Source organism: Paenibacillus sp. J2TS4, from assembly GCF_018403245.1.
Taxonomy (GTDB): Bacteria; Bacillota; Bacilli; order Paenibacillales; family NBRC-103111; genus Paenibacillus_L.
This window is the reverse complement of sequence record NZ_BOSH01000001.1, coordinates 142963-160855: the sequence shown is the minus strand read 5'-3', so window position 1 is coordinate 160855 and position 17893 is coordinate 142963. Positions and strand designations below refer to the sequence as shown.

Sequence of the window (17893 nt, the reverse complement as noted above, 5' to 3'; positions counted from 1 at the left end):
CATGGACCCAGCTACTGCCAAGCTGTTGGCACAACTTGCCGTGAAAGTGGCAGCCGATGAAGAAGCACGTAAACGTCTCCTCCTTCTCATCGCAATTACTGCCGCCGCGCTATTACTTTTGATTGCTATGATTTTGCAACTGTTAACTTCACCAATCGAATCTCTCAAGATATTGCTCACTCCCAATGAAACGCCGATTGTAGAGGAATTGCGTACTGATTACGGATACACACAGTTGTTACAGAAAGAAGATGACGGTTACTTGGAAAGTAACGGCCAGCAATACGAGGGTGTCGTATTTCAAGACGGTAGCCGTGAGGTCGTGTACTTCAACCAAATGGATGCTCGATGGGCAGACAAGCCTTATGGCCCTAACGATACGATCGGTGTTGCCGGTTGCGGCCCTACTTCTCTTTCCATCGTTGTCTCCACGCTTACTGATCAAACCGTTGATCCAGTCGCCATGTCGAAGTGGGCTTACGACAATGGTTATTTAGCGGAAGGCACCGGCAGCTACCATAGCCTGATTCCAGACGGGGCCAAACATTTTGGCTTACAGGTAACAGGCGCAACCGCTAAGGAAAAGCAGACCATCATCGATGCTTTAGCTGCCGGTAAGCTCGTTGTCGCCATTATGGGCAAAGGCCATTTCACTTCAACCGGCCATTTTATTGTTCTGCGCGGCGTCACAGAAGATGGACATATTTTAGTCGCTGATCCTGCAAGTAAAAAAAGGAGCGAGCAAACTTGGGATTTCAATATCATCTTGGCTGAAGCCAGAAAAAACGCCGGTGCAGGCGGACCATTTTGGATTATTCATTCATGAAAGGAGTGGCACTTCATATGTCACGTGATACTTCCGTGTCCTCTAATCCCTCTTTGTTGAATGCGATCACACCAATGGGCCTTGAATTCTCACGCACAGGCCTCACCATCGGTGAAGAATCAGCAAAAATGTATGGCGTAATCCAATACCCTCAAAAAGTGGACATTGGTTGGCTCTCCCCTCTTACCAATCTGCCTGCTACAATGGCTGCCATCGGTTTTCGGCCGATTGACAACAGCGCGTTGATTAACGCCATCTCCAGGTCCATCACCCAAAACCGCAGTCTAGCCGACAGCGCAAAAGACCCGCTTACACGACAGCGGGCAGAAAAGGCAGCGGCAGACGGCGAACAAATTATGTTGCAAATCGACCAGAACGGCGAGACAGTTGGTTTGATGAATATGGTCGTCATGCCGTTTGCCCAGGAAGAAAAACATTTTACCCGTGCTTGCCGCCGCGTTGAAAATACATTCAGCATGATGCGCTGTAAACTTCGTACGCTCGCTCACCTACAAAAAGAAAGCTACACTCATTTATCTCCCTTATATCCAGCGCATGAGCAAATTGAACATGTGCTGAACAAAATTATGCCGATGAGCACCTTCGTCGGCGGGTTTCCCTTTGCCAGCAGTGGTTTCAATGACGGTACCGGGTATTATTTAGCTAAAGACGCCAGCGGCGGGCTCATTATTGTTGATCTATGGCGTCGCGGCGGCGATCGAACAAATTCCAACATCGTTGTGATGGGTGTAGCCGGTGTGGGTAAATCGACGGCGGTCAAGCATATCGCGCTTAGCGAGTATATGAAAGGAACCAAAATCATTTTTGTGGACCCGGAATCTGAATATAAGGAACTGACTCAGAAGTTAAACGGCGATTGGATTAATGCCGGTGGCGGTGTAGGAGGGAAAATCAATCCGCTGCAAATTCGCCCAGCTCCTCGTGACGAAGAAGACGAGGAGCATCCGCTTTATAAGGATGAAGGAAACGGCATGTCAGATATGGCCTTGCATCTCAAAAATTTGGAGATATTTTTTAATCTTTACATCCCTGATCTTACAATGATGCAAAAAGCCGTTCTCAAGCAATGTTTAATCGAGCTGTATCACCAGTTTCAAATCACTTGGACAACGGACATCTCTAAACTGACGAGTACGGACTTCCCTACCTTTTCCAATCTCCATGGCCTTCTTCAAGCTAAAGATCAGAATACAAACGATGAAGTCTATAAAGAATTAGCCCTGCTGTTGCACGATATTGCACACGGCGGGGATTCTTTTTTATGGAACGGTCACAGCACCATTCAAACCCGAAGCCGCTGCATTTGCCTGGACACGCATTCACTGCAAAATACGTCCGACAATATTAAGCGAACGCAATACTTTAATTTGCTGTCCTGGTGCTGGGAACAAATGTCGCAAGATCGGAATGAACGGGTACTACTGATCTGTGATGAATCTTACCTTATGATTGACCCGAACGTCCCACAAAGCCTTGTCTTTTTGCGGAATGTCGAGAAGAGAGCCCGGAAGTATGAGGCGAGTCTAGCGATCGTCTCTCATAGCGTAGTTGATTTTCTTGCCCCCGAGGTAAAAATGTACGGTCAAGCTCTGCTCGATATTCCAAGCATCAAAATCCTAATGGGAACCGATGGACAAAATCTCCAAGAAACACGAGAACTTTACAATTTAACCGAAGCGGAAGAGGAGTTGCTCGCCAGTAAAAAACGCGAACACGCCTTACTCATGATCGGCTCCAAACGCATGCACGTCCACTTCGAGATTCCCGAATACAAGTTTTCATATATGGGATCTGCAGGAGGACGATGAAGGATGAATAAAAAGAAGCAACTCATCGAGCTCTTCATTTATATCATCATCGTGATTGTGGGGGCAATCCTATTGATAATGAAAGAAGGATGACCATGATTCTATATTTGACCAGCCATTCAAACGTGAATTTACTAGATCAATTCGAGATGGAGCAGGACATGCCGGTAAAGAAACTGATCGGACAATTCTCGCTCCTCTCCTTTGTGGTCAAGGACATGCGACACTTTAACCATGTTCGATACATTGCGATTGATCGAAAGGCCATATTGGAATCCGATGATGAAATGATACAGGCCCTTTTATCGTTTCAAACGATGTACGAGATTCGTGTCATTGTCATTGCCGAAGGACTGCCGGACAGCAGTCACTTTCTACAGCAACTAATTCAAATTGGAATCACGAATGTGGTGACTTCAGAGCATATCAAGTCAATGTTGGAAGAAATACAGGATTGCTTTTCAGAGCAAGGGATGCAGCGATATATTACTTCTGCTTCCCCTGAACCAGTCAATAAACCACTGGCAGCTATAATACCCGATGAAGAACAATACGAATTTGACTGTAAAAACATACGGATTGCCGTAGCTGGTAGCGATCGACGGGTAGGCGTTACGACAACGGCAATGAATTTGATTTTTTGGATTCAAGCCCATGGAGGGAGTGCCTGTTATTTAGAAGCCAACACGAGCAAGCATTTGGCTCACATTATCCATCTGTTCGATCCGGAAAAAGTGGGTAACGCTTACGTAATGGAGGGGGCGGATTTTTATTTAACCTCGGAGTTTGATCGCGATTATAACTTTATTGTGACGGATTGTGGAGTTCTGGGTGAGCCCAGAATACAGGACTCCTTTACGAAAGCAGATGTTCGAGTACTCTGTGGCTCGGCTATGCCTTATGAACTGCCTGTGTTTTATCGGGCGTTGGAACGCTGTAAAGACCTGCCAGTATTTGCAGTCGGATTATCCGTAACTGAAAATTTAAAGCCACTCTTGCTTCAAGTGATAAGAAGAGATATCCTTTTTATGGATAGCTCCCACGATCTTTTTGATACTAAAGCTAACAGGCAATTATATCGCAAACTCCTTAATGATTTTATTTAATGGCTCTGCTAAATAAAAAGCAGGGAGTAACAGGGGAAAGCTTCACATGTTGATTCGACAAACATTCCCTCGAAGTTGCCAAAGACGCTGTTATACTCAGGGAATACTTGGTCCAATACGGTTTGGAACTGTAACAAACTGTCCTGTTTATGAAATAGAATGAACTGAGATTCCAAATAATGTAGGCCTACTGCAGCTTGACTTGTACCCCTACAAGCTTGTCTGATCATTTAGGTTCATCAAAGCTTTAAGATTGTGTACTGTATATTCCGGGGACCAAGGTTGTCCCTTTAAGCCTTGATCAAGATTGAATAATATCTCTACGAGACGAACGTAGCGGATAAACGGAAGGATGAAAGCGAAATCCGTTTCCGGAACAGGTCCGCCCGCATTTCGGTAGTCTTGCAGGAAGGCATGGGCATTGCGAGAGTCCATCCGATTTTCCTCGTCATCGTGACAGAACTCCCAGATCGAACGGGCAAGCTCATAAATGAGCCACTCTTTCCCGCATTCATCCCAATCGATGACGGCTGTAATTTGTCCGCGGCGATCGGTTAACAGGTTGCCTCCATAATAATCTCCGTGAATAAACCCGCTCATGAAGCGCGTCCCGTCCTGACGGAGACGGCCTACCCACCGCTCCATCCGTTCCTTTTAAGCTTGAATGAATCGTCGTGCCTGATTGATCTCCTTGATGCAGAGCTCTTTCTGTTCCGTGCGGGCAACACTTAATCGCAGCCCCTCTCGATTCCCGAAAAACCGTTGTTCCAACGTGGCCCAGTTCCACATCAAATTCAGGTCCCAATTCAAATTGACGATAGACTGGTGAGCTGGTTTCTGAGGGATATCGGGGGTTCGCGCAGACACAAGATGCAAATTAGCCAACATGGCGGCCGCATTTTCCCGGACGAAATCGTTCCCGGGGTCGGCAATCTCCCCTTCAATAGGGGAAAAGCGTCATCCATTTTCGTTCATAGCCCGTATATGTGACACCTTTGCAGGTACAAATCGGCATCGGAACTTCTTTCACATGGGTATGTACGAGCGCAACCAGCCTATGTTCATACAACAATCGATCCAGGCTTGTGGAAGCGTGACTAACTCGAAGCACGTAATCACCAGACCCGATTCAAGTCGCATTACCGTGTTCCAATACCCGCCGGTTAACGCGGTCACTCGGCGAATCTCGCCGATTTCGTAACTTTCCTCAATTTCTTTCCTCAGTTGGTCCGAAATCATGATTAAAAAACCTCCTCACGAGGAACTCCGAAGCTGGAATTCGTACACTGCACTTGTTAGTGGCCCCTTAGTTGTCCATTTTTTTCGCAAGCAGCAATTCATCATCCCGTACATAGTTGCAACGCTCATACATGCGAATCGCACGGTCATTGCGGCTGCCAGTTAATACTTTGATCTCCGTCACTCCGCGGATTTTCAGCTTCTCCTCCAGACTAGTAATTAATGCTGTCGCGACACCTTTTCTTCGCACCGAGGGTTCGACATACAGTTCCGTTATTTCTCCCAGAAGTTCTTCGTAACAGAAAGACCGAAAGCTTTGAGCGCAGCCAAACCCAATCACCTGTCCATCGATTTCCGCTACAGCAATGATTTCGTTGCACGTACGCATACTGTCCACAATTTCCGCAGCCAGTCTTCGATTCCCTCCATTAAACTGTTGATTCAGAATGGCAAGTTGTTCTGCGTCATCTTCTATAGCCGGTCTTGTCTTTATCCGCACTTTATCACCTATTATTCTTATTTCATCCTTGAACGAATATCCAAAGTCAAAACGGAATGCGATTGGATTGTTGCATAATTTTCTCGCTACGGTGCAATAGTATTCTAACGAGATTGACCCTCTGGTTTCCTTTCAGTCCTTTCTCAGGAACAGCCTAATTTCGGGGGAGTCACCTCGTTAATTGGGACATTTGTCAACAGGAGAATACTGTGTTAGGGCTTTTCACCAGATCTAGCACTCCAAAAGAAGCCCAAAACCGGTTGCCAGAAAATCGATAATCCAAGCCTATAGCCGCTGTCTTCACCGGTTCATGAAGGAACCGCACGGTAAAATCGGTCAAAATCTATGATTCGGAGCCGATGGGTACAATCATCCCAAAGAATATTATCGTAATGGAAATCCCCATGCACAACCCATGCCTGAACGGATGCTGAAACCGGACAAGGGATTTGGTTCAGGTGCGAGCGATGCATGGCTCCATACTGTTGCCAATTCTTTTCCTATTTCATGCGAAGTTGAGCTATCCTGCCAAGATATATACCATAGCGATGATATTCTTCTCCGAGCGATAGCCACGAGCTTTCCGCTTGCCTGCTTGAAATATTCACGCCTTCAAGCAGACCGTTCGTTAGTTTGGATGAAAACCACCGAACAACCCATCGTAGTGGATTTGCAGCATTTTTGCAAAATCAACCATGGGAGAGAATCGACAGCGCAGGCCCCACTGAATCCAGTCTTGCAGCACCATCGTTGCGATCTCAGCCGGGTAACGGTAGATCTCTTGCAGGTCAGACGCATCCGGTAGGCTTTTGCGGTATCCAGATCACAGTCTTTCAGTTTTGCCATGTTTTCTATCTGAGCAGCCGTCAGGTTTTCCGGGTTCTTTAGCCACATGTATCGCGCGTCTTTAACTCGGCGCAGCTTTTCCGTTCGGTGCGGCGTACTTCATCTACGGCCTCATTGGCTGCCTGAATGACATGGAACTTACCGAAAGAGTAAAAGTTTGAGTGGCGCGGCCAGCTCGAGCACCGGTTACCGCCATACGAGCCAGGTATTCGGGTTTGTAAACAGATTGGCCCGTGGAGATCAATTTTGCCAATGGTCACTCTTCTGTTGCGCGGCTTGACTTGATCCATGGTGATGATCTCGATTTTCGTCGCCACGTTTCTGGGCGCTGCGGAATGGTCGATTGTGACGACGGCCATTCCATCGTAGCCCCGGGCGAGCCGGTCCAATGCGTCTTAACCACCGAGACTCATCGCGGAGCATCATGCTAGTAGGGCGGCCCGCTCAAGACCCTCACCGATCCGCTTAGAACATTTCCGGGTTTACTCCCGTTCAAGTCCTTCCCCATTCGCTCGATGACTATTGATTAACTGTAAAACCCACTCTTCGTCAATGCGGAGTTTTTCCAAACGGTGCCGGAAAAAGATCAGAATATACTGCTGTTCCCCGTCTGGTATCCGCTCATCCTTGTCCACATACTCAATCCGTTCTTCCTCATGGCGGATTTCATAGCGCAGGTAATCCTTGTACTGGTGCAAAATTAAAAAGCGCAGCTCTCTACTGATCAGATCAAAATTTTTCAGTTTAATATAAAAGTGCAGCTCGTAATCCGGCGTGTATGGAATCGGCTCTTCCATCAACCGAGAAAAGCGCATTTTGCCTTCTTCGGTAATGTTATACATTATTTTCTTCTTTCCTCTTCCCTGTCGAGCGCCCTCATCGGGGACCTGCTCGATCAGCCCGTCTGCTAGCAGGCCGTGAATGAGCGGATAAAGCACCCCCCAGCTAATTTTTCGCGTAGGTCCAATAGCCCCGTTCAAGATCTGATGCAACAAATAGCCATGCATCGGGTTAATCATCAATTCGCCGAGTACGAATAATTCGTTCAAGTATATGGCCTCCCCTATAAGTTTAACTGCTCTTATTATATCGAAGAGATATAATAAGTAAACAACAGTATAGCTTACGCTTGCCCGAAAAAAGAAAAAGCCGCGGTCGTCGCGACTTTTTCCAGGCCGAATCCGTTTGTGGCCAATTCCGGTTTCTTTCTTTCGTGCCCTCGTCAAGCCGACTGCTGGTGCGCCATCAGCTCGCGGTGTTTCGGCAGGAGCTGCACGGCGAGCAGGTTCGCAATCGCAATGGCGCACATGAGCAGAAAAACGGCATGCATTCCGGCAGCCAGCTCCGATTTGGAGTCGAGCGTTGTCACATGATGGTTGTAAATCGTGCCGAACACCGCGATGCCGATCGTTTGGCCCATTGCGCGCAATAGCATGCTGGAAGCGTTGGCGACTCCACGATTTTCCCAGCCGACGGCGGATTGCACGACAACGGTTGAGGGCGTCGCGACAAAGCCCATCCCGAGCCCGATTACAACGAGGATACCAATCCAGTAAACGTAAGGAGAGTTCATCTGAAGCGCGGCAAGCCAAATGAAGCCGGCCACCACCAGACCAGAACCGAACACGATCGACGCCTTCACCCCCATCCGGTACATGAGCCTGCCGGCTATGTTGGAAGCGAGCGGCCATGCCAGTGACATCGGCATGACGATCAGGCCCGAGCTTGTCGCGGAATGGCCAAGCACGGACTGAATCCAGATTGGCGAGTAAATCGTCAAGCCCGTCGTGATGCTGAACGTCAGAAAACCGCTGACATTTGTCACGTTCAATACGCGGATGCGGAAAATCGACAACGGTATCATCGGCTCCTCCGCCCGTTTTTCGATCCAGAGGAACAACAGCAAAAACACGGCCGCTACCGCGAACAGCCCTATAATCAACGGGGAACCCCACGGATGGTCGGACCCGCCACTCAGCAGCGCATACAGGAGCGCGGAAAAGGAAACGGTAAAGGTGAGCGTGCCGAGGTAATCGATTTTTTTCACCCGGCGCTCAATCGGTTGGTGCAAAAATACGGTGACCAGCAGCAAGGCGGCGGCACCGATCGGCACGTTGATGTAGAAAATCCAGCGCCACGACACCTGATCGACGAAATAACCGCCGATAAGCGGGCCGAGCAAGCCTGCCACGGACCAAACGGACGAGAAGACGCCCATCATTTTGCCGCGTTGCTTGCCTGAGAACAAATCGCCGATAATCGTAAAGCACACGGGCGCCAGTGCCCCGGCCCCGATTCCTTGCAAGGCCCGGAACCAAATGAGTTCCGCCATTGACTGTGCGGCCCCGCATAAAATGGAACCGAGTACGAATAAACCGATGCCGACAGTGAACACGGCTTTGCGCCCAAACAAATCGGCGAGCTTGCCGAAAATAGGCACCGCCACACAGGTGGTCAACGTGTAAACCGCGAAGACCCAACTGAATAGGCTCACACCATGCAAATCAGCGATAATATGCGGCGTAGCGGTGGCGACGATGGTCACGTCCAACGCGCCGATGAACATCGCCGCCAGCAGTCCGATGATAACCATGTTGACGTTGGTTTTCGGTGTCAAGAGAAGACTCCTTTTTTCATTGTCCCTTATTCTCACCTTGGCTTAACGATTACAAACCAAGTAAAGGGTATTGCCTTCAGGATCGCTGAAGTGTACGACTTGGGCTGCATTGCCTTCTACATAATCATGGAAATGAATATCCCGGGATTTTAGTGTCTCGATGACAGATTCCAGTTCCTCTACCTCAAATCCAATAGACATTCTACCCGATGTTCCCGGTTTAACACCTTGGTCACCTGAAAGATGTAGGAGACCGATCGTCAATCCCGGTGCTTCGACCTGCGCAAAATGCCCGTCCATTTCGTGTTGAAGCTTTAGTCCAAGGGTTTCGACATAAAATTTTACTGCGTTTTTTAAATCCGCTACCATGACAGTCACATTGCCACTCTTAAACATGGTATATTTCCTCCTTTTTATGTTTGATCGTTCTTATTATATCAAAAAGATATAATGTGTAAATATAATTTTGTGATATAATAAACTCAGTTGGTGCTTTGGGTGAACTTTTCCCAGGGATTCGGGACGGTGACGCTTCGAAGGCTTATGACCCACTCATACAACCGTATCCCGGACATGAAAGTCGAAAGTCATTTGAAATCTATTCAAAGCTTGCAATTACCGATGCCCAGCAGGAATATAACCAGGTTATTAATAAATTCTCCAATTGATTCTATCTACATTGCCCTTGGTGTCAGCTACGCTGGTACTACCCCACTTGGTGTCTCTTGACTTAGTTATATTATTAATAGTATTATTATGACTATGAAAAGCAACTTCATTAAAAAATCACCTGTCGCTTTAGCCGTACTTTGTTTTCTGATCGAGGAGCCGATGCATGCTTATCGTATGCAGCAGCTTATCAAAGAGAGGGGGAAAGAAGAAGTTATTAACGTTCGCCATCGAACGAGTATTTACCAAACGATTGATCGGTTGCATCGAGACAAGGCCATTGCTATCCAAGGAAAGAAAAAAAATGAAGGGAAACCGGATTTAATTATTTACGAAATTACGGATCTGGGGCGAGATGCTGTCTATTCTTGGATGCGGGAAATGATCTCTACACCTGCTCAGGAATTTTTAGAGTTCCCTGCTGCTGTTTCTTTTCTGGCACTGTTGACGCCCGAAGATGTAGCAATGCTCTTCAAAAAAAGAGTCCACGCCCTTGAAAACATGCTCACTCGACTCGAAAATGAGCTGCAAACCGTCGCATCAATGGGTCTGCCCCGCTTATTTTCGCTTGAGACAGAATACCAACGAACGGTGCTTGCAGCCGAATTGGAATGGATCCATTCCATTATCGCGGATATCCAAAATGAAAAGCTGAAATGGAGTATGGAAGAATTGCGTGAGATAGCCCAGCATATTGATAACCGCTCTGATTGAAAATCTAACGGATAACGGAAGGTCGTGCTGTTGATGAATAACCCCCTAAATAACTCTTTATCCGATGAAACCGTTCCGGTTCTCGTTGTGGGAGGAAGCCTGGTAGGCTTATCCTTCTCCCTATTTCTGGCTCGCCAAGGAATTAAGCCATTGGTCGTTGAGCGCCATCCGGGAACAGCCATTCACCCGCGCGTCTCGAGTTTAACTGCCCGAACGATGGAAATTTACCGTATGGCCGGTATCGAGGAGGATATTCGCCGTGAGGAACCTCCTTTTCCTCGAGAATTTGGCGTCATGTTTGTGGAGAGCTTGGCTGGGCAAATGTTTGATAATTTGATGGAAGATATGAGTGCTTACTTCACGGATCTTAGTCCTGTTGCGGGAAACGGCATTGCACAAGATCTGCTTGAACCGGTCCTTCGGGCACAGGTTGAGCAAGCCAGCGTTGATTTGCGCTACAATGTAGAACTGATCGAGTTTGAACCCGATGCGGACGGCATCTCGGTCGTTATTCGTGACCGAATCAGCGGCGAAACTCGGCGTGTTCGGTCCGAGTATTTGGTTGCAGCGGATGGGAGCAAGAGTGTAACCCGCACACAATTAGGCATTGGGCAGCATGGGGAAGGCACGATCTGTCATCTGATCAGCATGGTTTTCGATGCAGACATTCATGAGCTGTTTAATAGTCAAAACGCGCATATGTGTTTTTTGCCAATGATACAACAAGCGGAAGTCTGGTGCTGTACCCCGGAACTCACAGGAGACCCCATTTATACCGATTGGACGTTGTATATGATCCCGAAGAGGAAACCATGGAGGATTATCCAGAGGAACGCTGTATCCGGTTAATTCGGGCGGCGATCGGAATTCCAGACATTTCGGTTACGATTAAAAAGGTTTTGACTTGGGAAATGGCCGCCCGCGTAGCGGACCGATTTCAACAAGGAAGAGTATTATTAGTCGGCGATTCCGCGCGGGTTCAACCTCCAAGCGGCGGTTTAGGCGGCAATACCGGCATCGCCGAGGCACAGAACCTCGCTTGGAAGCTTGCCGCTGTCTTACGCGGTGAAGCAGGTCCGGATTTGCTTGCCACTTAAGATGAGGAGCGGCGACCTGTCGCGGATTACACAGTGGAACAGGTAGTCATGCTCTCGCAGCAGCGCGAACATGATGGGTCGGAGGGGATTACCGTCAATACCCTGCATGTCAATATGGGATATCATTACCAGGGCGGCGCAATCGTCCCGGAAGCAGGTTCGAACAGCCTCCCGCTTGTACAGCCGCCCGAGTTATGGACGGGTCAGCCGGGAACCCGCGCGGCGCACGTCGTTCTCGAACGGGATGGTCAATCCGTCTCCACCATCGATCTATTTGGCACTCGATTTGTCTTGCTCGTCGGTCCAGAAGGACAAAGCTGGCTGCAGGCTGCGCAAAAGGTTGAAAAGAAGCTAGGTCTTCCCATGGATGTGTATCAGATTGGCGGTCAACCTAACGACTTTATCGATCCTGGGAACGATTTTCTTAACGCATACGGAATCACTTCCACAGGGGCAATCATCGTGCGGCCAGACGGGTACATCGGATGGCGAAAAACAGTCTCCGGGGAAAACAAGGAACATTTGGAACAAGTGCTTACGGATGCACTGTCAACCATTCTCTTTCGTTAACAGAACACATTACAAGGGAGAGGAACACGATCATGCTTACCTTTGAATATTCCGAAGTTTATGAATATCCCGCATCCATCATTTATTCGCGTCTTATTGATTTGAAGGGGCGGGCTTCCTGGATGAAGGGGATTATAGAGAATCGCGTCGCCACTGAAGGCCCTGTTCGATTAGGAACCCAATATTTCGAAAGCGGCAAATATTCAGGCTTCAAAAGCGAAAAAACGATGATCGTAACGGAGCTGGTTCAGAATCAATTGTTGACGATGGAAACACCCCCCGATCAAAAACAATACTTTCGTGAAAGTTATCTGGTTGAGCCGGTTTCCGAAACATCATGCCGGGTTCATTTTACGATTCAAATCGGGGACGTGCCAAAGGTGGCCGAATTTTTCATGCGTCAATCGATGAAAAAAGAGCAGCCGAAAACAGCTGCCAGCCTGAAGGCCGCTCCATAACTAACATCCGTGCGCAACTGGATGCAAGAGGGCGATTCTTGACACCGGCCAGAATAAATTCAGGGAAAGAGGGTTAGCCGTGTTCGAATCGCTAATGGCATTAGAGTTTTTGTTATTGTTATTACTCGTGGGCGTCTGGGGAATTACCGGATATGTTGGGAATCATCTCAAATATTTGAGAGGACGCGAAACAAGATTCAGGGGATGGTTGCAAGTAACAAAAATCGGCGTCGGTGCCGGAATGGTTCTTTTTCTGCTTTGGGTACTTGATATCCTTCTAATTGGGATAAATTTCGGCTGGCTATTCGTGATGGATCGATCGGGTTGCAATTATTTTCCCTCTGTTAGGGTTGCCGGCGCTTGCGGTGATGATCTTTGCACTGCCCAACCTTTCGAGAGTAATTACGGCCGGGAGTTCTTTGCGGTCTCTCATTGTTCCCGTACATGTCATGTTAGTTGGAGCGGTACTTGCCTTTTTTCTTGTAACGATAGACATACCGGCGATTCCTAATACAGAAGATATTGTGATGTATGGCGGGACTCTGATCATTGCGGTTGTGCTGCTATGGTTTTATCACGGCAGGAGGCTGAGGCTTCTGGAACATCGAACTCCTCGGTTAAGCATAACAATCGCGAGAAGCGCCGTGTACCCTGTTCTGGCACTCGGCACAGCGTTGATTGTATTGGTAATCGCTCAGAAGATGAGTGAATTTCCCGGGAGGATGGAGATGGTCCACCATCAAACCGCTGATTATGGAGGAGGCGATCCCATCCCACTTGACAATATGCATGCCCACCATAGAGGTCACGATTCCGGTGCATCCGACAAGTTGATTAGTGTTGTGGACTTGAAAGGGCCCCAGTCTGGAATTCCTGACAAGACGTATGTCCTCTACGCCGAAACGAAGAAGATTCAACTTGCTTCCGGCGAAACGATCGAAGCATGGACTTTTAACGGGCAGGCTCCGGGTCCCAAGCTTGTTGCCGATGAAGGGGATTTGGTGGAAGTTCAACTGGTGAACAAGAACATTACGAGTGGCGTTACCCTCCATTGGCACGGTGTAGATGTCCCGAATGGCGAGGATGGTGTTGCCGGAATGACGCAGGATGCGGTGATGCCCGGCGAGTCGTATACTTATCGTTTTGTCGTAGAAGAAACTGGGACACATTGGTATCACTCCCATCAACAATCCTCGATCCAAGTGCAAAAAGGGCTGTTTGGAGCCTTTATTATACGTCCATCCAATCAGCATGAAACAAAAATGATCGATACGACGATTGTGGCGCATGATTGGATGACGCCGGACGGCAGAAGTATTCCGGCGCTCGATAAGGATGACTCATTCCTGCAAAATCTGGTTGATCCGGGTTTGCCGGTGCGGTTGCGTCTCGTGAATGCAGGCAATTTGACCCGCACGTTTTCCTTGAATGGCGCCTCTTTCAAAGTCACGGCCATCGATGGATATGAGGTGAACGAACCTGGTACTGTGACGGATCGTTTATTGCGAATTGGAGGCGGGGGGCGTTACGATGTCGAATTCATCATGCCGGACACTCCCGTGACGCTAGCCATGCTCACGGACGAAGAGCCGGTCGGTAGAGTGTACAGCAGAAACGGTGATAGCGACCCCGAGGTGATGGAGGAAGGCGAGATTTTGGACATCACCCAGTATGGAGCGCCGACACGTGCCCCATTTGATACCTCCACAGTGTTCGATAGGGCATTCACGCTGATTTTGGATCAAACCTACTTTGGTGTCTATAATGGGGAGGCAGGACAGCAATGGGTCATTAACGGCAAAACATTTCCCGATACTCCGACGCTGATGGTCAGGGAAGGGGATCTCGTGAAGACTACATTCGTAAACCGGAGTTTTGCCGACCATCCGATGCACCTTCATGGACATCATGTTCAAGTCCTCAGTAAAAATGGACTTCCAGTTAGTGGAAGCCCTCTTGTCTTGGATACGGTCAATATCGAACCAGGCGAGACGTTAGAGGTTGCTTTCTTGGCAAACAACCCCGGATTATGGATGGACCACTGTCACAATCTAGATCATGCACAAAAAGGGATGACGATGCATGTAGCCTACGAAAATGTATATACCCCTTTCACGATCGGCAGCGAAACGGGCAATCATCCGGAATAAAATTGGAGAGTGATTATGAAACAAGTACGGATTCCATCGGTTTTGCATGAAGTCTTTGGCGAAAAACAACCTATTCTTTTTATAGTTGCGATTCTGCTTTTTGGCGGACTGCTGACGGCTCTGTTGTATTGGAGATACCCTGAGATGACTGTCCATTTACCGATCTGGCGCAGAGCCCTGGCTTTATTTTTCATTTTCGATATTTTCGCAGGCTGTATAGCTAATTTTACGCCTTCAACTAGCAACTTTTATGCGGCAAGGAAAAAGAATCGAATTGTGTTCATTTCCATTCATATTCATATCGTGATCATTTCGGTTTTATTAAACACAGCGGTCGGATATTCAATAGCTGTATGGGCGTATACAATAACAGGTGCATATATCGTCAACTCACTAATTGGAAGGGAGTTACAACTGTTTGTCTCAGGCTTGCTTCTGTCCATTGGCCTAGGTTGTATTCCTTTACTGCCTAATATCCAGCCTTACATGTTGATTACTTGCCTATTATTTATGATGAAAGTATTATTTGGCTTTGCTGTCGACCACTATGGCAAAGCCTTCTGTAACAAAGGTAAGTCCGTATGAGCGCATTAGGAAAGGAGCAAACCATGATCGAAAAGGTAGAACTGCTTACCCGTCAACAGCAATTGCAGGTTGAAGCAGCTGCCGTTGCGGAAGAAATGAACCTCATTCCGTTGTTGAAAGCAGCCGGTATGCCCGTAACAGTAGGGAGTGCGGCCCTAGGATTAATGACTTGGAGAGATTTCGATATGACAGTCATTTGTTCCAAGCTGGACATCGCTACAATCTCTGGAATTGCTTCGCAATTGATGTTCAATCCCGGGATTCGGGATATGCAATTCATTAACGATACTGGAAGCTGGAACACCAACCCAGCCTACCCAGATGGATTTTTTCTCGGTATAACATATAAGTCCAACAACGGAAACCAGTGGGAATTGGATATTTGGTTTGTAGACGAGCCAGAAAAACAACCCGATCTGCAACATATTCGCACGATGCCCGATCGTCTAACTCCGGAGACGGTTGTTTCTATCTTAAGCATTAAAACCGTCTGGGTATCACGAACCGAGTATGGAAAACAGGTAAAAAGCTTTGATATCTATACGGCTGTATTAGACCATAAAGTGAGCACTCCCGTCGAATTCGAGCAATGGCTGCAAAACCGCAACAATATATCATCTTGAATCTTTGGAGGTGGGGAAGTCAGATGCCGGATTTTTCAACTTTATTGGCTTATGTTATCGTTGTTGTTTTGCTTTTTTTAATTCCAGGCCCCGCTGTTCTTCTTACCATTACTCGCACAGTTCAAAATGGACGCAAAGGAGGCATTATGGCAGGGCTTGGCATCGCAACTGGGGATTTTCTTCACACCTTATTTGCTACTGTCGGGCTTTCTACTATACTAATGACCTCGGCTCTCGCCTTCAATTTTGTTAAATATGCAGGAGCGGTATACTTACTATATTTAGGAGTTCGCGAAATGATGAGTAAGCCATCAGAACCGCGACTTCCAAAGGTTAAATCGGCGGGAGCCTTAAAGTCATTCGTTACGGCAACAGTTGCAGAAGCTCTTAATCCAAAGACGGCTCTATTTTTTCTGTCGTTTTTGCCTCAATTTGTTCATCTTGAACGAGGCCACGCCGCCACGCAGTTTTTGATACTAGGTTTCGTTTTTGTGAGCTTAAGTGTATTGTATACAACATCGATTGTATTAGGTATCTCTGCGTTTGGAAAAATGGTTAAACGGACGACATGGATAAGCCGTTTAAGCCGCCTAAGCGGCAAGTTCGTCGGAGCAATCTATATCGGATTAGGCCTAAAGGTTGCCTTCCAAAGACAGTAATGATAGATTGTGGTATGACTTTGGTTACGGGGCCAGCTAACATAACGCAGTCATTTAAGCATGAAGTTTAAGCTCATTGGCTCCAAACGAGCTCAGGCTCGTAGAGAGAAGTTATTGGTAGCAGTTTGATCTTCACTACTTCGGCAATGATATCCAGTCCATACTGTTGCGATGAATGCAAAGCCATATCAAGAATCATCACATCATACTCCAGTTGCATGTTCGCTCGAGTGTCTGATTCTTTGTTTGTTTGTGTTTTCCTTCATTACAGGTATGGCAGACACCACATGGAGAACAAGTTTTTCTCCGCGTTATATCCGCCAAATCTGTATATTAATTATTTGGGTATTCCAACATTTTGAGCAGAATGACCGCTCTCGTCGCCATGTCGTTCGGAGCGAATTGGTTCCCTCCGCGGCCACTGACGATGCCGAGCTTACGAATCGCTTTCACCGCACCTTTCTCCCATTGTGGGATTTCGACGTCATCTGCGAATTTTAAACCTTGGCGTGAATCTGAAGTTTAAGCGCACGAGCGATCATTGCCGCTATCTCCGCACAGTCTGCGCGTTTGATCGGAAGCTGCCATCATCGCATCCATCCACGATGCCTGCTTGTACCGCATTGCAACGGCTTTCTGTCCAAATAAAAAAAGTCTTAGACTAAATAAAGTGTTAGACTAGGAAAATATAGTTGTAGACTGAGAAAATAAAGACTGGCCGCTGGCATTAAGCTAACCGGCAGAATAGTATAAGATTAGCTGACCCAGAAATAGAAAAAGGAGAGATAAATTTGAGAACGGATTTAAGTAATTGGACACCACTAACTGTATCGGAAATAACTCGGGTATTTTCCGACATTCCGATTTGGTGGTGTGTCGCTGGGGGTTGGGCCTTAGATTTACATCTATGCAGGCAAACAAGGCAACATAGTGATATCGATGTTATTATCACTCGCGATGAACAACTAATCGCTTATAGGTATTTAAGTCGTGATTGGATGTTATACAAGGCTCAGGATGGTATGCTAGATCTTTGGGAAGATGGAGAGTACTTGGACTCGACAGAGGACATTTGGGTTAGTAAGAGTAGTGAGATGCCTTGGGCATTTCAGATTATGATAATTGATACTGAAGAAAATTCTTGGATATATAAGAGAGATAAATCAATTAAAAGACCGATTGATGAAATTATTTTGAAAACTAAAGAAGGCATACCCTATTTGAGACCTGAAATCCAACTTCTCCATAAAGCAGGTGGTTCGCAAGTGCGAGAAAAGGATTATATTGATTTCAAAACAATGCTTCCATCTCTTCTACAACAAGAAAAAGAGTGGCTGAAATTATCTTTAAATCGCCAGTTTCCACAAGGTCATGACTGGATTGACTTTATTAAACACTGAAACTTA

Annotated in this window: 21 protein-coding genes and 2 pseudogenes; 13 read left to right on the top strand and 10 right to left on the bottom strand. The window is 47.2% G+C overall.

What is annotated here, in order from left to right:
* Window position 1: 1 nt before the first annotated feature.
* From KJS69_RS00710 to KJS69_RS29525, 3 genes are all read left to right on the top strand, one after another.
* A complete protein-coding gene (locus KJS69_RS00710; RefSeq protein ID WP_249730289.1) occupies window positions 2–826 on the top strand; it encodes a C39 family peptidase in 825 nt (274 codons plus the stop codon).
* Between the two features lie 17 nt (window positions 827–843).
* Window positions 844–2655 (top strand): VirB4 family type IV secretion system protein, encoded by a 1812-nt coding sequence (locus KJS69_RS00705; protein ID WP_213581104.1) that lies wholly within the window; start codon window positions 844–846, stop codon window positions 2653–2655.
* A gap of 95 nt (window positions 2656–2750) precedes the next feature.
* Window positions 2751–3761, top strand: coding sequence for a hypothetical protein (locus tag KJS69_RS29525; protein ID WP_249730288.1), 1011 nt, complete (start codon window positions 2751–2753; stop codon window positions 3759–3761).
* Between the two features lie 210 nt (window positions 3762–3971).
* Here the strand turns inward: KJS69_RS29525 and KJS69_RS00695 are convergent, their stop codons facing one another.
* From KJS69_RS00695 to KJS69_RS00655, 9 genes and pseudogenes are all read right to left on the bottom strand, one after another.
* A complete protein-coding gene (locus KJS69_RS00695) occupies window positions 3972–4406 on the bottom strand; it encodes a phosphotransferase (RefSeq protein WP_179014603.1) in 435 nt (144 codons plus the stop codon).
* Window positions 4407–4415: 9 nt separating this feature from the next.
* Window positions 4416–4649, bottom strand: a complete 234-nt coding sequence (locus KJS69_RS00690; RefSeq protein ID WP_213581103.1) for a hypothetical protein — start codon at window positions 4647–4649, stop codon at window positions 4416–4418.
* Window positions 4650–4787: 138 nt separating this feature from the next.
* Window positions 4788–5000, bottom strand: coding sequence for a hypothetical protein (locus KJS69_RS00685; RefSeq protein WP_213581102.1), 213 nt, complete (start codon window positions 4998–5000; stop codon window positions 4788–4790).
* A gap of 67 nt (window positions 5001–5067) precedes the next feature.
* Window positions 5068–5499, bottom strand: coding sequence for a GNAT family N-acetyltransferase (locus KJS69_RS00680; RefSeq protein ID WP_213581101.1), 432 nt, complete (start codon window positions 5497–5499; stop codon window positions 5068–5070).
* A 308-nt stretch (window positions 5500–5807) separates the two neighbouring features.
* Window positions 5808–5972, bottom strand: coding sequence for a phosphotransferase (locus KJS69_RS30170; RefSeq protein ID WP_179014609.1), 165 nt, complete (start codon window positions 5970–5972; stop codon window positions 5808–5810).
* A gap of 139 nt (window positions 5973–6111) precedes the next feature.
* A pseudogene (locus tag KJS69_RS30165) lies at window positions 6112–6635 on the bottom strand (transposase).
* A gap of 192 nt (window positions 6636–6827) precedes the next feature.
* Entirely contained in the window at window positions 6828–7394 is a 567-nt protein-coding gene (locus KJS69_RS00665) for a PadR family transcriptional regulator (RefSeq protein WP_179014611.1), read from the bottom strand.
* 173 nt (window positions 7395–7567) lie between these two features.
* Window positions 7568–8962, bottom strand: coding sequence for an MDR family MFS transporter (locus KJS69_RS00660; protein WP_179014612.1), 1395 nt, complete (start codon window positions 8960–8962; stop codon window positions 7568–7570).
* 42 nt (window positions 8963–9004) lie between these two features.
* Window positions 9005–9358, bottom strand: a complete 354-nt coding sequence (locus KJS69_RS00655; protein ID WP_179014614.1) for a VOC family protein — start codon at window positions 9356–9358, stop codon at window positions 9005–9007.
* 366 nt (window positions 9359–9724) lie between these two features.
* Between KJS69_RS00655 and KJS69_RS00650 the strand changes: the two genes are divergently transcribed.
* The 9 genes from KJS69_RS00650 (at window position 9725) to KJS69_RS00610 (ending at window position 16487) form a co-directional block, all read left to right on the top strand.
* Entirely contained in the window at window positions 9725–10345 is a 621-nt protein-coding gene (locus tag KJS69_RS00650; protein ID WP_249730287.1) for a PadR family transcriptional regulator, read from the top strand.
* Window positions 10346–10378: 33 nt separating this feature from the next.
* Window positions 10379–11194 (top strand): FAD-dependent monooxygenase, encoded by an 816-nt coding sequence (locus KJS69_RS00645; protein WP_213581100.1) that lies wholly within the window; start codon window positions 10379–10381, stop codon window positions 11192–11194.
* Window positions 11083–11442, top strand: a complete 360-nt coding sequence (locus KJS69_RS00640; protein ID WP_213581099.1) for an FAD-dependent monooxygenase — start codon at window positions 11083–11085, stop codon at window positions 11440–11442. The genes KJS69_RS00645 and KJS69_RS00640 overlap by 112 nt, the downstream gene beginning before the upstream one ends.
* 33 nt (window positions 11443–11475) lie before the next feature.
* A complete protein-coding gene (locus tag KJS69_RS00635; protein WP_213581098.1) occupies window positions 11476–12012 on the top strand; it encodes an aromatic-ring hydroxylase C-terminal domain-containing protein in 537 nt (178 codons plus the stop codon).
* Window positions 12013–12044: 32 nt separating this feature from the next.
* On the top strand, window positions 12045–12470 hold the full coding sequence (locus KJS69_RS00630) for an SRPBCC family protein (RefSeq protein ID WP_179014620.1): 426 nt from the start codon (window positions 12045–12047) through the stop codon (window positions 12468–12470).
* Window positions 12471–12838: 368 nt separating this feature from the next.
* Window positions 12839–14620: a multicopper oxidase family protein gene (locus KJS69_RS00625; RefSeq protein WP_249730344.1), complete on the top strand. Its 1782-nt coding sequence runs from the start codon at window positions 12839–12841 to the stop codon at window positions 14618–14620.
* Window positions 14621–14635: 15 nt separating this feature from the next.
* Entirely contained in the window at window positions 14636–15205 is a 570-nt protein-coding gene (locus KJS69_RS00620; protein WP_179014623.1) for a hypothetical protein, read from the top strand.
* Window positions 15206–15228: 23 nt separating this feature from the next.
* On the top strand, window positions 15229–15828 hold the full coding sequence (locus KJS69_RS00615) for a hypothetical protein (protein ID WP_213581096.1): 600 nt from the start codon (window positions 15229–15231) through the stop codon (window positions 15826–15828).
* 23 nt (window positions 15829–15851) lie between these two features.
* The gene (locus KJS69_RS00610) at window positions 15852–16487 is read left to right on the top strand and encodes a LysE family translocator (protein ID WP_179014626.1); all 636 of its coding nucleotides are present in this window, start codon (window positions 15852–15854) and stop codon (window positions 16485–16487) included.
* 333 nt (window positions 16488–16820) lie between these two features.
* Here the strand turns inward: KJS69_RS00610 and KJS69_RS00605 are convergent.
* Window positions 16821–16973 (bottom strand): annotated as a pseudogene (locus tag KJS69_RS00605) (S-layer homology domain-containing protein); the annotation flags it as partial.
* Between the two features lie 305 nt (window positions 16974–17278).
* Here KJS69_RS00605 and KJS69_RS00600 point away from each other — a divergent pair.
* A complete protein-coding gene (locus KJS69_RS00600; protein WP_179014628.1) occupies window positions 17279–17887 on the top strand; it encodes a nucleotidyltransferase domain-containing protein in 609 nt (202 codons plus the stop codon).
* Window positions 17888–17893 lie beyond the last annotated feature (6 nt).

Excerpts from the sequence above, each read along its gene's own strand:
- KJS69_RS00710 (WP_249730289.1), top strand. The coding sequence starts at position 2 with ATGGACCCAGCTACTGCCAAGCTGTTGGCACAACTTGCCGTGAAAGTG.
- KJS69_RS00645 (WP_213581100.1), top strand. The coding sequence starts at position 10,379 with ATGAATAACCCCCTAAATAACTCTTTATCCGATGAAACCGTTCCGGTT.
- KJS69_RS00620 (WP_179014623.1), top strand. The coding sequence starts at position 14,636 with ATGAAACAAGTACGGATTCCATCGGTTTTGCATGAAGTCTTTGGCGAA.
- KJS69_RS00610 (WP_179014626.1), top strand. The coding sequence starts at position 15,852 with ATGCCGGATTTTTCAACTTTATTGGCTTATGTTATCGTTGTTGTTTTG.
- KJS69_RS29525 (WP_249730288.1), top strand. The coding sequence starts at position 2,751 with ATGATTCTATATTTGACCAGCCATTCAAACGTGAATTTACTAGATCAA.
- KJS69_RS00690 (WP_213581103.1), bottom strand. The coding sequence starts at position 4,649 with ATGTTGGCTAATTTGCATCTTGTGTCTGCGCGAACCCCCGATATCCCT.
- KJS69_RS00685 (WP_213581102.1), bottom strand. The coding sequence starts at position 5,000 with ATGATTTCGGACCAACTGAGGAAAGAAATTGAGGAAAGTTACGAAATC.
- KJS69_RS00655 (WP_179014614.1), bottom strand. The coding sequence starts at position 9,358 with ATGTTTAAGAGTGGCAATGTGACTGTCATGGTAGCGGATTTAAAAAAC.
- KJS69_RS00625 (WP_249730344.1), top strand. The coding sequence starts at position 12,839 with ATGATCTTTGCACTGCCCAACCTTTCGAGAGTAATTACGGCCGGGAGT.
- KJS69_RS00705 (WP_213581104.1), top strand. The coding sequence starts at position 844 with ATGTCACGTGATACTTCCGTGTCCTCTAATCCCTCTTTGTTGAATGCG.
- KJS69_RS00650 (WP_249730287.1), top strand. The coding sequence starts at position 9,725 with ATGAAAAGCAACTTCATTAAAAAATCACCTGTCGCTTTAGCCGTACTT.
- KJS69_RS00630 (WP_179014620.1), top strand. The coding sequence starts at position 12,045 with ATGCTTACCTTTGAATATTCCGAAGTTTATGAATATCCCGCATCCATC.
- KJS69_RS30170 (WP_179014609.1), bottom strand. The coding sequence starts at position 5,972 with ATGCATCGCTCGCACCTGAACCAAATCCCTTGTCCGGTTTCAGCATCC.
- KJS69_RS00695 (WP_179014603.1), bottom strand. The coding sequence starts at position 4,406 with ATGGAGCGGTGGGTAGGCCGTCTCCGTCAGGACGGGACGCGCTTCATG.
- KJS69_RS00615 (WP_213581096.1), top strand. The coding sequence starts at position 15,229 with ATGATCGAAAAGGTAGAACTGCTTACCCGTCAACAGCAATTGCAGGTT.